Annotated in this window: 14 protein-coding genes and 1 riboswitch; of the genes, 8 read left to right on the top strand and 6 right to left on the bottom strand. The window is 70.6% G+C overall.

The features are described from left to right. Nucleotides 1–257 precede the first annotated feature (257 nt). Together M4J07_RS41095 and M4J07_RS41090 are read right to left on the bottom strand one after the other, a co-directional pair. Nucleotides 258–914 carry a hypothetical protein gene (locus M4J07_RS41095; RefSeq protein ID WP_255981082.1) on the bottom strand — a complete coding sequence of 219 codons (657 nt, stop codon included), beginning with the start codon at nt 912–914 and terminating at the stop codon, nt 258–260. 118 nt (nt 915–1,032) lie between these two features. Further along, the gene (locus M4J07_RS41090; RefSeq protein WP_255981083.1) at nt 1,033–1,824 is read right to left on the bottom strand and encodes a VOC family protein; all 792 of its coding nucleotides are present in this window, start codon (nt 1,822–1,824) and stop codon (nt 1,033–1,035) included. A gap of 430 nt (nt 1,825–2,254) precedes the next feature. Here M4J07_RS41090 and M4J07_RS41085 point away from each other — a divergent pair, with 430 nt between their 5' ends. The 6 genes from M4J07_RS41085 (at nt 2,255) to M4J07_RS41060 (ending at nt 9,398) form a co-directional block, all read left to right on the top strand. Continuing rightward, on the top strand, nt 2,255–3,124 hold the full coding sequence (locus tag M4J07_RS41085; RefSeq protein ID WP_255981081.1) for an alpha/beta fold hydrolase: 870 nt from the start codon (nt 2,255–2,257) through the stop codon (nt 3,122–3,124). An 848-nt stretch (nt 3,125–3,972) separates the two neighbouring features. After that, nucleotides 3,973–4,281, top strand: a complete 309-nt coding sequence (locus tag M4J07_RS41080) for a hypothetical protein (protein ID WP_255981080.1) — start codon at nt 3,973–3,975, stop codon at nt 4,279–4,281. A 136-nt stretch (nt 4,282–4,417) separates the two neighbouring features. Further along, nucleotides 4,418–4,518: riboswitch (TPP riboswitch) on the top strand. Continuing rightward, entirely contained in the window at nt 4,501–5,943 is a 1,443-nt protein-coding gene (locus M4J07_RS41075; protein WP_374215175.1) for a purine-cytosine permease family protein, read from the top strand. (Overlaps the previous riboswitch by 18 nt.) A 146-nt stretch (nt 5,944–6,089) precedes the next feature. Then, the gene (locus M4J07_RS41070) at nt 6,090–7,427 is read left to right on the top strand and encodes a hypothetical protein (RefSeq protein WP_255981078.1); all 1,338 of its coding nucleotides are present in this window, start codon (nt 6,090–6,092) and stop codon (nt 7,425–7,427) included. 151 nt (nt 7,428–7,578) lie between these two features. Beyond that, a complete protein-coding gene (locus M4J07_RS41065; RefSeq protein WP_255981077.1) occupies nt 7,579–8,601 on the top strand; it encodes a S66 peptidase family protein in 1,023 nt (340 codons plus the stop codon). A gap of 209 nt (nt 8,602–8,810) precedes the next feature. Then, nucleotides 8,811–9,398 carry a TetR/AcrR family transcriptional regulator gene (locus M4J07_RS41060; protein WP_255981076.1) on the top strand — a complete coding sequence of 196 codons (588 nt, stop codon included), beginning with the start codon at nt 8,811–8,813 and terminating at the stop codon, nt 9,396–9,398. 251 nt (nt 9,399–9,649) lie between these two features. Here the strand turns inward: M4J07_RS41060 and M4J07_RS41055 are convergent, their stop codons facing one another. Both M4J07_RS41055 and M4J07_RS41050 read right to left on the bottom strand, forming a co-directional pair. After that, nucleotides 9,650–10,354 carry a hypothetical protein gene (locus M4J07_RS41055; RefSeq protein WP_255981075.1) on the bottom strand — a complete coding sequence of 235 codons (705 nt, stop codon included), beginning with the start codon at nt 10,352–10,354 and terminating at the stop codon, nt 9,650–9,652. A gap of 718 nt (nt 10,355–11,072) precedes the next feature. Beyond that, nucleotides 11,073–11,792 carry a FadR/GntR family transcriptional regulator gene (locus M4J07_RS41050; RefSeq protein WP_255981074.1) on the bottom strand — a complete coding sequence of 240 codons (720 nt, stop codon included), beginning with the start codon at nt 11,790–11,792 and terminating at the stop codon, nt 11,073–11,075. 58 nt (nt 11,793–11,850) lie between these two features. On the opposite strand from M4J07_RS41050, the gene M4J07_RS41045 reads away from it, so the two are divergent. Together M4J07_RS41045 and M4J07_RS41040 are read left to right on the top strand one after the other, a co-directional pair. After that, nucleotides 11,851–12,681, top strand: coding sequence for a gamma-glutamyl-gamma-aminobutyrate hydrolase family protein (locus M4J07_RS41045; protein ID WP_255981072.1), 831 nt, complete (start codon nt 11,851–11,853; stop codon nt 12,679–12,681). Next, complete coding sequence (locus M4J07_RS41040; RefSeq protein WP_255981070.1) at nt 12,681–14,156, top strand: amino acid permease; 1,476 nt, start codon at nt 12,681–12,683, stop codon at nt 14,154–14,156. Before M4J07_RS41045 ends, M4J07_RS41040 begins: the two co-directional genes overlap by 1 nt. A 123-nt stretch (nt 14,157–14,279) precedes the next feature. Here M4J07_RS41040 and M4J07_RS41035 read toward each other — a convergent pair whose 3' ends face one another. Together M4J07_RS41035 and M4J07_RS48585 are read right to left on the bottom strand one after the other, a co-directional pair. Beyond that, nucleotides 14,280–14,534 (bottom strand): type B 50S ribosomal protein L31, encoded by a 255-nt coding sequence (locus M4J07_RS41035; RefSeq protein ID WP_255981068.1) that lies wholly within the window; start codon nt 14,532–14,534, stop codon nt 14,280–14,282. Nucleotides 14,535–14,725: 191 nt separating this feature from the next. After that, nucleotides 14,726–14,847: LAETG motif-containing sortase-dependent surface protein (locus M4J07_RS48585; RefSeq protein WP_374215176.1), on the bottom strand; the 122-nt coding region annotated here is incomplete at its 5' end.

The following is a 14,847-nucleotide window of genomic DNA, read 5'->3' as shown; positions in this document are numbered from 1 at the left end:
CCAGCCCCGAGCCGAGCCACTCCGAGCCCCCGAACGGCGGCCACCTGGCGGACACGGGCTCAGGGACGACGCTCCTGACGAGCGGAGCAGCCGCAGTCGCCCTGGGTGTTCTGGTGAAGTTCGCACTCGTCATGCGTGCTCGTCGGAGCCGGTCGCGCGGCTGAGCATGGACCCTGACGGAATCGGTTGACCCTCCGGACCAGGCCGGACCACACCAAGCGTGGCCCGGCCTGGTGGCCGGCCATCCTGATCCGCTCCTACGACCGCGGTGTGCTGTCGGAACGCCAGGTGGTGAGACGAGGCCGCCCCGGCAGTTCGCCGCGGCCGGTGGCCCACAACAGGGTGGGCCAGGGATCCGTGTCGTCCGGCGCCTCGCGGAAGAGCCGGGCGAGCACCCGCGAGCAGAGAGCGGCCGGCGGTGTCCAGTCGAGCCCGAAGCCCTCCGCCACATCGTGCATGTGCACCAGCATCTCTTGCAGCCCCAGCGCCGCGAACCCTTCGGGGCCCGACGCCCCGGCAGCGTGGTGGGCGCGGACCTCGGGCGGCGTCGTACGCACCATGGCGACCAGCAGCGCGCCACTGGCCTCCAGCACCTGCAGCAGACCTGCCGGACCCGCCTCACGCTCCGCGTAGAAGAAGACCGTGGGTGCCTCCGGCCGCTTCTGGTTCAACGCGAAAGGCACGTGCGTGTCCAACGGCGGTGTCTGCGGCCCCAGTTGAACGGCGTAGTAGAACAGGTCGTTGGCCAGGTGCTCGACGGTCTCCCAGCAGTCCCACTCCAGCGAACCGGCCTTACTGCCCCACCCCTCCGCGGGCGCCTCCCGAAGAACGCCCACGGCGAGCCGCACGACAAGGGCGACGTCGTCCGCGGTGATGGGAGGCAGGTCTGATGCGGTTCCCGCTGATGGTGACATGACGGAACCGTATCGCGAGGGGAGCGGACGGCCCCTTCCAGCCTGTGAGTTGGCCGTGGGCGGTACCGGCAGACAACGCCGTTGGGCAGCCAGGTAGGTGCGCCCAGAGTGGCGTGGCCTAGCGTTCTGTCAGCGAGTTCACCACGAAGGTGGCTCCGTCGGGGTCGCACAGGACAGCCTCGTCCGCCGTTTCCCGCAGTACTCGACCGCCCTGGGCGTGCGCGGCCCGCGCGCAGGCATCCACGTCCTCCACCGTGAAGTGGACCTGCCAGCGTGGCCTGACGGTCGGATCGGGGGCGGAGCCGATCGCACCCGAGTGGATCCGGGCCACTACAGCACCCTGGCTGCGCAGCACGACTTCCTCGCTTTCGTAGTGGACTTCACAGCAGCCAGGGTGCCCGGACGCCCAGTGGAGGACCTCGCCGTAGAAGATCGCCGCATCGAAGGCGTCGCGGGTGTGGAGTTCCACGAACGTCGGGGCGGCGCGACGCCACTTCTCCCAGTCGGCCACCAACTCTCCCTCCCAGACGCCGAAGACGGCCCCGTGTCGGTCAGCCAGTACGGCCGCCCTTCCGGGAGGGAACGAGAGAGGGCCCACCGCCGTCGTCCCACCGCGCTCGTGGCTGCGCGCCACGGCATCGTCCGCACTCGCCGCCGCGAAGAACGGCGTCCACACACCGGCCGCCGCCCCCATGGTCACGGCGGAGACACCGGCCACGGGAACCTCGCCCACGCTCGCGAACCGGTAGTCGTCACCCAGCCTGCCCTGCCGCCAGTCCCACCCCAGCACGGCGTGGTAGAACGTCTCCGCCCTCCGCAGATCCTGCGTGGAAAGGCTGACCCAGCAGGGTGCCCCGAGTACCGATCTGCTGATGAGCTGGGCGTTTTCGGATGCCATAGACGTGTTCATCTCCGTACCGATCTGACGGGGGGCCTGCTCGGAGGCCCGGGTAAGCCTCGCGACCGGCTCGGTCAAGCCAGTCTCAACGGCCGCAGCGCAGCCTAGAGCTTCCCAACGGTCACTGACGGTGAGGACATGCGGAAGGCCGGCGACTGCCTGCCTGTCTTGTTTGCGGGCCACACCCGGGTGCCCTCATTCCGGCTCCTCAGAATCACCGTGGGAAGGCAGCCCGTCCCCTGACCAGCACCGGAGCGCCATGCCTGGCGTCTGTGGCGCTCCTGGGCGGGAGGCAATGGAGGGGAAGGAGAATCACTCGATGTTGCCCAGGCCGACGCTCACGCCGGTGGACTTCTCGTACGCACAGGGGGCGGAACTGCTTGGTCAGCAACGGCGCTCGCCGCGCCGATGAGTTCCCGGGGCGGGGCCGGTCTGTACAGGTATGCAGACTCACACTCTCGAGACAGCCGGCGCGGACCTCGTCTACGACGTTCGCGGACCGCTGCCGACCACCGATGGGCGCCCGCCCCTGTTCATGATCGGGCAGCCCATGGACGCCACGGGCTTCGTGGCGCTCGCGGCGCGCTTCCCCGAGCGGACCGTTGTCACGTACGACCCGCGCGGGCTCGGCCGCAGCACCCGCAAGGACGGCCGGGACGACCACACGCCGCAGACCCAGGCCGACGACGTGCACGCCGTCATCGAGGCGCTCGGGGCCGGGCCGGTCGAGATGTTCGCCAGCAGTGGCGGAGCGGTCACCGCACTCGAGGTCGTGGCGCAGTATCCGGCGGACGTGACCACCCTGGTCGCGCACGAGCCGCCGCTCATCACCCTCACGCCGGACGGTCCGGCGGCCGTGCGGGCGCGGGCGGGAGTGCGGGACGCCTACGAGAAGCGTGGATGGGGAGCCGGGATGGCGGCGTTCGTGGTCATGACCTCGTGGGAGGGCGAGTTCACCGACGCGTACTTCGCCCAGCCGGAGGCCGATCCCGCCGCGTTCGGGATGCCCACGGAGGACGACGGCTCGCGTGACGATCCGTTGCTGTCGGACCGGTCGTGGGCCGTGAGCAGCTATCGTCCGGATGCCGCCGCGCTCGCCGCTGCGCCGACCCGCATCGTGATCGGTGTGGGGGAGGAGTCCGTGGGCGTCGAGACCGGGCGCACCTCCGTCGCAACCGCTGAACTGCTGGGGCAGCAGGTGACCGTGTTCCCGAGCCATCACGGTGGCTTCCTGGACGGTGAGTTCGGATATCCGGGGAAGCCGGACGAGTTCGCGCAGCGCCTGCGTCAGGTCCTCGACGGCGAGTCGTAGGTCACCCTGATCTCTTGGTCGAGATGACGCGCACCGAACTTGGTCGTGTGGCGACGCACTTGGTGTCAGCGTCAGCGTCAGTGTCGGCGGAGCGCGGCGGAGGTCAGGCCCCACCCGCTCCGCCGTGAGGACTTGAGCCCGGCATCGCGTCCCCGCTCCACGTAAACCGGTCTGACAGCACCCCACCCGGCAGGTGATACTCGGCGATTGGCGTGGTTCGAACAGGCGAGTGCAGCGGAGACGGCCGGCGACTGGGACATCGCCATCGCCCTGGTGAGTACGCGCGCCGAGTGCTACTCCACTGACTGCAGCGCCCACGGCAACCACCTGTGCTGCCCAAGGCGCACGCACGGATCCGGTGGAACGCTCGTGATCCGGGGCTGCCGTCATGGTTGTGGGCCAAGCAGCATGGCCCCGAGATCGGTCGCATCGACGATCGGGTCGGCCGCATCCGTGAGGCGGTGGGCGATGATCGCGCCGGGCCACGATTCGGGTGCGTGGTCGGCCCGCACCCATGGACCGAGACCTGCGCGCCCTGCCGGAGTCAGGGTGCCCGAGGTGTCGAGGGTTGCCCGCAGCATGCCGTGGCGGCGCAGGGCGGCGTCGGGATCGTGCGTCGAGGCCCGATGAGGCCGCGCGTACGGCCGTCCCGTAAGGAGCCCGCCCCGCAGGGAGCGCTGAGCTCACCGCCCGAACTGGGCCGTGCTTGCTCTGAGTTGGAGCAGAGTCGCGCGGTCTGCCATGTCACCGTCGGCCGGGGGTACGGTGAGGCTGATGGGATGCTGGCCGGGCAGGCCGTACGGGATCCAGACAGGCGTCGTAGACCGCACCCCCACGGAGGACTCGACATGCTGCTCGCAGCGGACAAGGGCGACATCACCACGATCATCGGCGGCATCGCCCCCGACTGGGGTCCCTTCGGGACCCTGGGGACGGAGGCGAAGACGATGATCCAGGTCATCATGGCCGTCGCGATCCTGCTCTGCCTCGGCATCGCCATCTGGGGCGCCGCCAAGCAGCGGATCGGCGCCACGGCCCTGCGTGACACGTTCAGCGCCGAGCAGGGCAAGGGCCTGATCATCGCCGGGATCACCGGGGTGTTCCTCATCGGCTCCCTCGGCACCCTCTTCACCATCGTCTACGGCATGGCCGTCTGACGCCGTCCGACTGTGCGGGTCCCGCCCGCCGGCCCGTGAAAGCCGGCGGGCGGCCCGGCGACGCAGGCGCGGTCCGCGGCGGTCGAGGGCCCGCGTGCGGCGGCGCCCGTGGCACCGGTTACCCTCTTGGTTCGTACTGCCCGACACGGGGTGCCCCGCGACAGCGCCGGGGCTGAGATCACACCCGTAGAACCTGAACCAGTTAGCACTGGCGGAGGGATGTCAGCGATGCCGATACCGCACGCTTCCACGCACCCGGCCACACCCGCGCCCCGGACCGCACTCGACGGGCGGATGCCCGCGGCACCAGGAGACCTGCGCATCGAGGCACACGGCATCGCCCCCGTGCCCGAGACCCACCGCTACGGCGGCGCCGGACGGCTCTTCACCGTCTGGTTCGCGCCGAACCTGACCATGAGCGGCGTCTTCACCGGCACCGTCGGCATCGCGCTCGGCCTGGACTTCGCCACGGCGCTCGCAGCGGTCGTCCTCGGCACACTGATCGGCGCCGTGCCGACCGCGTACCTCGGCACCTGGGGCAGTCGCACCGGGTCCGGTCAACTCCCGCTCGCACGGCTCGCGTTCGGTGGGGGTGTGGTCCTGCCCGGCACCGTGCAGTGGCTGTCGTCCATCGCCTGGGACGCGCTGATCGGCCTGTTCGGCGGGGACGCCCTCGCCCGGCTGTGCGGATGGCCGTTCTGGCTCGGGGCGCTGGTCATGATGGCGGCCCAGGGACTGCTCGGGGCGTTCGGCTACGAGGTGATCCACCGGCTTCAGCAGTGGATGACGGCCGTGCTTGCGGTCGCCTTCGTCGCGCTGGCACTCCGCCTCGCGCACATCGGGGTCACGCCCGAGGCGCACGGATCCGTCCACGGCGCCGACCGCGCCGGGGCCTTCGCTCTGACCAGCACGATCGCCCTGAGCCTGGCCCTCTCCTGGGCACCGTACGCGAGCGACTTCAGCCGCTACCTGCCCCGCGCCACCTCCCCGGTCCGCATGTTCTGGTGCACGCTGCTCGGCGTCGTCGTGTCCTTCACGGCCGTGCAGGCGCTCGGCCTGTGGGGCGCCTCGGTCTTCACCGACCAGACCGCGCGCGGCGTCGATACCGTGCTCGGCGGGGGAGTGCTCGGATCGGTGGGTCTGCTGGCCGTCGCGCTGGCCGCGCTGTGCAGCAACGCGATGAACGACTACAGCGGTTCGCTCGCCCTGCAGACCATCGGCGTCCGCATCCCGCGCCCCCTGGCGGCGGCCCTCGCCGCGCTCCTCGGCTTTCCCCTCGTGCTGTGGATGCATGCGGCCGACACGGCTGCCCGCTTCCAGAACGTGCTGCTGTTCGTCGGCTACTGGATCCCCGGGTTCGTGGCCGTCGTGGTCGTCGACTGGTGGGCGCGGGCCCGCGAGCGGGGCGGCGCCGGCATGGACCTGTCCGACGAACGCACGAGGACCCGCTCGGCCCTGCCTCCGCTCCTTGCGTTCCTCTGTGCTTTCGCCGCCACCGTCCCGTTCATGAACACGAGCCTGTACGTCGGCCCGGTCGCCGAGGCGTTGCACGGTGCGGACCTCGGCTACTACGTCGCGTTCCTCGTCGGGCTCGCGGTCTACGCGCCGTTCCGGCTGCGTCGGCGGACGTCGACGCCGCACGGCGGTGCCGACCGGAGCTGAACCCGGCGGCCCGGCGCGGCAGATGGGCGCGCCGTGCGCCATGCGTCCCAGACATGATCAATGGCGGTACAACCTTGTCCCCTCCAAGATCGTCTGAGGGTCGAGGAGTTGGAGCGTCCGACTCCCCGACACCCCTGGGGGATGCAATGCACAGAGCCTCCGTCGGCCGCGCCGTGCGGCTTGGCGCGTGCGGAACCGCGGTCGCCGGCCTGTTCGTGGTCGGTCTCGGCGCCGGGACCGCGATGGCTTCGGACACGCTGTGGGTGCAGTCGCCGTACGAGTTGAACGTGCCGCTCGGCGTGGACGGCGGTGAGCCCCCGGCCCGCTCGCTCGACCTCGGGCTCTACCACGACAACAGCAACGTCAAGGTCACCGACGGGCGGTTGACGGTCGACGTGTCCGGGCTTGCCGGAGTGGCGGACATCGTCTGGCCGGCGAACTGCGCGCCCGAGGGTACCGTCGCGGTGTGCACGGTCGACGGCGAGATCCCGGTGACCAACGTCGATGCCGTGCACCTGGGGATCCGCGCCGCGGCCGGCGCGCAGCAGGGCGCGCAGGGCACGGTCACGTACAAGGCGACCGCCACCACCCCGTCCGGCACGATGAAGTCGCCGGAGGGATTCACCACGACGGTCACGGTGGCATCGGGGCCGGACCTCGCGCTCACCGAACCGGACCCGGTCACGGGTGCGGAGCCCGGCTCCACGACGACGGTGCCGTTCACCGTGACCAACGAGGGCAACGAGACGGCCCACGGCTACACCCTCACGATGAGCGCCTCCTACGGCCTCGACTTCGCCACCACGTACCCGCAGTGCGCCTACCGGCATGCCGGTGGCGACGAGGACGCGCCGATGACCCACGTCACCTGTGCCTTCGACGACGAGATCGCCCCGGGCGCGAGCGTGCAACTGCCCGAGCCGCTGCGGGTCGACGTCAATGACAAGGCACTGAACGAGCGCCTCGACCTCAACGTGGCCCCGGCCGGCGGTGTCAGCGACATCGACGACCAGGACAACTACGTGGTCCAGTCCGTGCGTGCCGCCAACACCGCGGACTTCGCGGTGCGCGGCGCGGACGTCACGGCCGCGGCCGGCGAGACCGTCACCGCTGAGCTGCGCTTCGAGAACAAGGGCCCGGCCTGGTTCGGCAACCTGGGCTCCGGCGACCCGGCCGCGGTCGTCGAGTTCCGGGTGCCGCAGGGGACCACTGTCACCGGCGCCCCCACGGACTGCCGCCCGCGCACGCTGACCGGCGGCTACTACCCGGACCGGGCAGGTGCCCCGCGCTACGACTGCAACCTGCCGTACTGGGTGTCGGAGAACGCCGAGCGCGCCTTCGCGTTCCAGCTGCGCGTGGACAGCGTGGTCGAGGACGCCACCGGGCCGGTCGTGGTGCGTCCGGTCTTCGGGGCGTTCGACTTCGACCCGGAGACGACGAACAACACCGCCAAGGTCGTGGTGAACGCCGCCCCGGCTGCCTGACCGGTCAGGCCGGTCAGACCGGTTCCGCGCCTGCCTGGGCCGCCCCGGGCAGGCAGCGGAAGTCACGGATCGCTCGCGACGGTGACGGCCTTCCGGCGCAGGCGCCGGTAATTGCCTCGCGTGCAACGGAGACCGCCGGGATACTGCCCCGATGACCCGCACCGCACTGCCCCAACCCTTGCGGCCTCGTGCTCTGAGGCCCGGAGATCTCGTCGTCATCGCGTCGCTGTCCGGGCCGCTCCACGCCGCCTACGAGGCCGACCTCGAACAGGCGGTGGTCGTGCTTGAGCGGATGGGATTCCGCGTGCGTCGGGCACCACTCCTCGAAACGGGTCGGCACCGCTGGTGGAGCGCGGCGCGGCCGACGGAGATCGCCGAGGAGTTCAACGCCCTTCTGCGGGACCCCGAAGTGCGCGCCGTCATCGCGCACGACGGCGGCCAAACGGCTCTCGGCTACCTGGACTTGATCGACATCGAGGCGATCGCCGCCGATCCCAAGCCGATCCTCGGCTACAGCGACATCTCGCTCCTGCATCTGGTGCTCCATGCGCGCACGGGTCTGGTCGGATTCCATGCCGATCTGGCCACCCCTGGACTCGGCGGGCACTGGCAGCGCGTGCCCGCAACACGCCGAGCGGAACTCGAGAAGCTCTACTCGACGCTGCTGACCAGTGCGGAGCCGATCGGCGCGCTGCCGACGACCCCTATGTGGGAGTGCTGGCGCCCAGGTCGTGCTGAAGGGCGTCTGATCGGCGGGGTGATCAACCGCATCGTGCTGGCGCAGGCGACGCCGTACGCGCTGCCGCTCGAGTGGTTCGACGGAGCGGTGCTGTTCTGGGAGGAGACGGGCGGGCACGCGTCGTACGTGTGGAGCTATCTGCACGTGCTGCGCCATTGCGGCATCCTCGATCGGATCTCCGGGATGGTCGTGGGCATCCCGGAAGCGATCGATGGACTCGGCTCGCCCGGCGGGTCCCCGACCCTGCGCGAGATCGTCCTCGACGTCCTCGGCGACCGTGACATCCCGGTCCTGGGCAACGTCGAGTTCGGTCATGCCGGCCCGAATCTCCCGATGCCGGTCGGCATCCGCGTCGCCCTCGACGCCCAGGGGCGGGCGCTGTCGCTGCTCGAACCGGCAGTGCGGTCGCATGCGTTGACGGGGCAGGTCGGCTGAGCGACGCGGATCGGCGAGCCGTCACGTTCGGTGAGCCGTCATGCTCGGCGTCCTGGCTGCGGACGGTCGTCTCCGGTACGGGGTGGCGCGGCATCGCCGACATGGTGAGAGTGAACTGCCGTTCAATGTAAATGGCGAGGGCGCGTCGTGACCGGCGATGGCACGTCGGTCGCACGCATTCCGCTGCCGTCGCCCAGGAAGGACTCTCGATGCCGCGCACCCCCGAGGCCGCCGCCGCAGTGCGGGACGCCACGAAGCAGCGCATTCGCCGTGCCGCGGTGCTTCAGATGGCCGAGCAGGGCTACCGCGCCACCACTCTGCGCCAGGTCGACGCCCGGGCGGGAGTCGCTGACGGCTTGCCGTCACGCTACTTCGGCAACAAGGCGGGCCTGCTGCTGGACGTGGCCGACCGATGGCGGGAGCGCACCCGCGACGCGTTGGCGGAGCTGGCCGATGCCGAACCTGCGGATCGCCTGCGGGCCCTGGTCCGGTCGGCCCTCCTCGGCCTGGACGTCTCCCCGGAGGAGATCGACGAGGGTCGAGCCGTTGCCGCGCTCCTCGCCGACCCCGAGGCGCGCGAGGTCCTGCGGGAAGCCGGGACGGACGATGATTCGGCGGACCTGCTCAAGGAGTTGTCCGACAGCCTCGTCGCATCCGGGTCGACGGACCCGGAAGGCGACCGCCTGCTGTTGATGGCCGGCATCAGGGGCGGTCTCGTTCTCGCGGCGGAGGACCCCTCGTTCCCGCTGCGCGGGCTGGAGGACGTACTGCTCTCCCGCGTCCTGGGCGGTCGCTGACCTGCTGCCGGGTGAGGGGGAGTACGTCGTGGAGTTCCGGATCCTCGGAACCGTCTCGGTGACCACGAAGAGCGGCGAACTGCCACTCGGTCCCGCAAAGCGGCGAATGGGAAAGCGGGAGTTGGGTTGCGCGTGGTGCGCAAGGGAGGCCCGGGCCCCGTCGGTGTGGACGGGCTCCTGGCACGCCGAGGGTCAGGCCGCGAGCAGCGTGGACGCGGCCCGCGAACCGGATCGCCGCCTGAGCTTGCTCCTCACGGCGTGCGGCCGGCATTCGGCGGGGGCTCAGCGGGCCGGTCGGCATCCTCTGCATAGGTGGCCTGGTGGGCGGCTGTGCGGATGTGGAGTGCGGCTTTCCGGGCCTGGCGGGCGCGGTTGCGGTGATCTTCCGCGGTGGCCGTCTCGCTCTCGGCGAGGCGCTCGTGCTGTTGGGCCACCATGTCGTGCGCGTCCGCGAGCTTGGCCGAGGCGATGAGGTATCGCGTATGGAGTTGCTGCACGAAGATCTCGAGATTTTCGAGCCGCGACGGATCTGCGGCGCCGAGCAACTGGGCGGAGATGGCGAGCTCTTGCTGTGTGGCCCACTTCTCGCGGGCGTCGAGGATCTCCGCGCGGGCCAAATTGGCATCAGCGCGTGCCAGCCGGGCCTCGCTGGATGCGAGCAGCAAGCGAGCCCTGGCGCTCGCCTCCTGGGAGCGCTGCAGGAAGCTGGGTGTTTTTTCACCGCGTTGGCGGCTGTGTCGATCCGCTTCCGCTTCGCGGGCATTAAGGTCCCGTTCCCGCTCGTCGGCGATGGCCTCGCGCTCGTCGGCGATGGCCTCGCGCTCGTCGGCGATGGCCTCGCGCTCGTCGGCGATGGCCTCGCGCTCATTGGCAGCGGTGTCGCGCTCACCAGCGGCGTCTGCCCATGTGCCGATGACATCGCTGAAGGTTGACCGGTCCGGCCGTTCAGTGCCCACCTGCCCAGTATCCCGAGGCCGGGCGCGGCCATCAAGCCGCCCCTGGGTTCCCCCACCGCTTCAGAGTCGGTTGCGGCATGCGTGCCCCGCGGGGATGAAAGCAGGGCGGTCCATGCTCATCGCCGGGGGCAGGCCCTTGTGACCGGCCCAGGTCTCCGATGTCTGACGTAGGGAGAGTCCCGCCGCGACGGGGGATGCACGGCGGGGCTCTGTAGCGCGAGTACCCCGACCGCGGGGTGGCATGCGAGGGAAACTGCACGCTTCGGTCCGCTTGTTGCGTCGTCTCGTGCTCCAAGTCTGACTGTGCCTTCTCCCGCTCTTGCGCGCCAAGGTGCCTGCCGTTCTGTGCGTTGACGACGAACGCCCGGTGCGCGGGACCGGCGATTGCCGGATCGGGGTTGGATCTTTCATGATCCCTCTAGGGCTGATGCGGCGCGGGAGTTGAGGGTCGAAAGCTTCGCAGGGATTGCCATAGGTGGCTTCGGCCGACGGTTGTTCCTGGGCGTCCGCGCGCCCCTACTTGCCGCCCTCGCGCTGGTAGCCCCGCCGACCGGCGCCGCAGGAGGCGTCCCGCCGTTGCCCAGACGCGAGAGAGGGGACGTCTGGGGTACTCGACCCCGGACGCCCCCTTGCCTGTCCTGCGGTCTCGGCCAGCCACACCGCCCCCGCCATGCCATGCCCCGAGTCGGCGCACTGTCGGCGCCACCCTGTCCGCGACCTACTGGACGAACGGCAGGAACAGGTCCGCCGTGGCCTCCGCGTGGATCGTGAACTGTTCCCGCGCCTTCGCCGGGTCGCTGTGCTCGATCGCGGTGACGAGCGCGCGATGCTGCTGGTCCGGCATGCGGCGCGACTCCACTCCGCCGGGATGGTCCGCGAGGAGCCGGGTCAGCTCGTCCTGGATGCCCTGCTCGGCTTCCAACAGCCGCCGGGAACCGGAGAGTTCGGCGATGTGGAGGTGCAGGCCGGCGTCCAGGGTGCGATAGGCCTCCGCGTCGGCGACCGCCTGGTCCGTGGCGGTCTCCAGTTCGCGCAGCCTGGCGAGGCCCGCCTCCGAGGCATGGCGTGCGGCGCGGGCTGAAGCCTCTCCGGACACGGCGATCCGCCAGGCCGTCAGTTCCTCGATGTCGACCTGTGTGTACGGGTGGAGGGCGGTCAACTCCCGGATCCGGCTGAGGACTTCGGGGACCACATAGGTGCCGGCGCGGTGTCCGCGGCGGGTCTCGATCAGCCCGTCCTCCCGTAGCACCGCCATCGCGTGCCGCATGGTCATCACGGCGACCCCGAACATCTCGGCAAGGGCCTTCTCCGGAGGGAAGCGATCACCGCCCACCAGGATCCGCGCGCCGATGAGCTCGTTGAGGCGCCGCGCGATGGCCTCCGCGGCTCCCGCCGAGCGCACCGGCGCAATGTGTTGGGCCCAGCCCTTGTCGTCCATGAAACCTATCCTCTAGATTTCGCACTTCCGCCGCAAGTTGCGATCAGCAGGAGAGCCTATGAGCACGACTGAGCCCACGGCACCGGCACCCCTCATCGGGATACCCGTGCGCCTCAGTGACGGGGACGCACCGGGCGCCGACCAGCGGGTCGTCGAGGCCAATCGCATCTTCGACGACGTCGTCGACCTGATCCGGGCCGCGGGCGCCGAGCCCGTCCTGCTCCGCCCTTCCTTCGGCGGCAGCCCGCTCGACGAGCAGCTCGCCGACTGCCGCGGCTTCGTGGTGCCCGGTGGCGGGGACGTCGACCCGGCCCTGTACGGGGCCGACCCGCAGCACCCTGCGCTGTACGACGTCAATCCCGCCCAGGACCGTCTCGACACGGCCGTCATCCGGTACGCCCAGGAGAACCGGAGGCCGTTCCTCGGCATCTGCCGCGGCATGCAACTGCTGAACATCATCCGCGGCGGCACGCTCCACCTCGACCTGCCCAAGACCTTCGTGGCGCACGACCCGGAGCACGGTGAGGGGTGGGCCGTCCACGACGTCGCACTCTCCGCCGGTAGCGCGGCGGCTCAGGTGTTCGGCCGCGACCGGATTCCCGTGTCGTCCGGTCACCACCAGGCCGTGGACCGCGTGGGCGACGGACTGCGGGTCACGGCACGCGCGGACGACGGATGCGTGGAAGCCATCGAACTTTCCGAGCCCTCCCCGTCCTCCGAGTCCTCCGGGTCTCCCGAGGGAGCCGAGTCCGCGCAGGCCGGGGCGTGGACCCTCGGAGTCCAGTGGCATCCGGAGGCGTTCGTCCCCAGCGAGGAGCTGCGACTGCCGCTGTTCCGCGCGCTCCTTGAGCGTGTGCGCACCGAGGCGCAGGCGGGGGTCACGTCCTGATGAAGGCGAACGAGACAGCAACACGCCCCCCGGACGCGAGCGGCTCAGGGAGCCACGAGGTCTCGGCGGCCGACGCCCCCGCGGGTGGCGGCACGGCGGCCCTGGCGCAGAGCCTGCGCAGCCGCCACATCACCATGATCAGCATCGGGGGTGCGGTCGGTGCGGGACTCTTCGTCGGCTCGGGCGTCAGCATCCAGCAGGCGGGCCCCGGCATCCTGATCGCCTACGCCGTCACGGCCGCCATCGTCATCCTGATCATGCGCATGCTGGCCGAGATGTCCATGCCGCGCCCGGACACCGGCGCCTTCGCCGTGTACGGCCGGCTGGCCTTCGGGCGCTGGGCCGGGTTCGCGAGCGGCTGGCTCTACTGGGTCGGCTGGCCCCTCGGGCTGTGCGTGGAGTCCATCGCGCTCGCGCAGATCGTGCACGGCTGGCTGCCTGCCCTGCCCGTCTGGCTCACCGCGCTCGCCGTGGTGGCCCTCGTGAGCGTGGTCAACCTCACCTCCGTACGCGCCTACGGCGAGATGGAGTTCTGGGTCGTCTGGATCAAGGTCGCGGTGATCGCCTCGTTCATCGCGGTCGGCATCGTCGCGGTCGCCGGCCTGCTGCCCGGCACGCCCGCACCCGGCGTCGGGAACCTCGTCGACCACGGGGGTTTCCTCCCCATGGGGCTCAGCGGTGTCGTCATCGCCATCTCGGGCGCCATGTTCTCCTTCTCCGGCACGGAGATCGTGACCATCGCCGCGGGGGAGGCACAGGACGCGGCTGCCGCCATCCGCACGAGCACCCGCACGATCCTGGTCCGGGTCTCCGTCTTCTACCTCGGTTCGCTGGCCGTGATCGTCCTGCTCCTGCCCTGGAACAGCACCGAAGTCGGGGAGAGCCCGTTCGCCGCGACGCTCAGCCATCTCGGCCTGAACGGCGCGTCCACCATCCTGAGCATCGTGCTCTTCGCGGCGCTCCTCTCCACGATGAACTCCCAGCTCTACGCCAGCTCCCGGATGCTCTTCGCACTCGCCCGGGACCACGACGCGCCGGCCTTCCTGGCCCGCGTCTCCCGTCGTGGCGTGCCGTACACGGCGATCCTGCTGACCGTCTCGGTCGCGGTGCTCTGCCTGCTGCTCCAGGTCGTCCACCCGACCACGGCCTTCAGCCGGCTCGTGAACATCACCGGCGACACCGTTTACATCACCTGGATCGGCATCGCCGCGTCCCACCTGGTCCTCGGCCGTCGCGACCGCGCCGAAGGACGCCGCCCCGCGTCCGGCACCGGGGTCTGGCTGTTCCCCTGGCTCACGTGGGCGACGCTGATCGCGCTCCTCTCGCTGTACGCGGTGATGATCTCGCTGCCGGACGCACGCGAGGACGCCGTGCTGGCCCTCGGCTTCACCGTGGTCACCGCTCTCGTGGGCCTGTGGGTGCAGCGAAAGCGGCCCGCAAATCTCGGCGCCGATCGCGAGCCCCACCGCTCCTGAACCTGCCTCGGCCCAAGGGAACTCCCCACCGGAAGTTCCGGGACGGCAAGCGCAGCGACGAACTCGCCGCGCTGCACGCCCCGGACCCGTGCGAATGCTGAGCCCGGCGTACGAAAGCGGGGATCAGCCCTTGGCCTCGTCCTTGCCGTAGCGGCGCTCGAACGCGGCGACCCGCCCCTCGGTGTCCACGGTGCGCGCCTTCCCGGTGTAGAAGGGATGGCTCTCGGAGGAGATCTCCACGTCGACGACGGGGTAGGTGGCGCCGTCGTCCCATTCGATCGTCTCGTCGCTCCGCGCCGTGGACCGGGTCAGGAAGGCGTATCCGGCGGTCTTGTCCCGGAAGACCACGGCCCGGTAGTCGGGATTCTCCTCAGCCATGCCCAGCTCCTTCGCTTCGGACTGTGCCCATCGTCGTCCACCGGCTGGGCCCACGCCATGCGAGGAACGCGCCGTTGCTGTTTCCTGCCCGACGTGACCGACGATCGAGCCTGCCGGTCGAGGGCGACGCCGATGTGGATCCAGGCGAGGTCCTCAGCGAAACACGCCTGGAAGTCGACCACACGGTGTGATCAGTTCGCGCGGCGCCGTGAGAAGAAGAGGACCGCCGAACCGAGAGCGACCAGCGACACGGCTCCGATGCCCAGCCACTGCTCGTGCGAACCCGCCCCCGTCTCGGCGAGGGTCGGGCCGG

It is taken from the genome of Streptomyces longispororuber (genome assembly GCF_024448165.1).
GTDB classification, from domain to species: domain Bacteria; phylum Actinomycetota; class Actinomycetes; order Streptomycetales; family Streptomycetaceae; genus Streptomyces; species Streptomyces longispororuber_A.
Note: the sequence above shows the minus strand (reverse complement) of the source record. Positions and strands in the feature narration are given on the sequence as shown.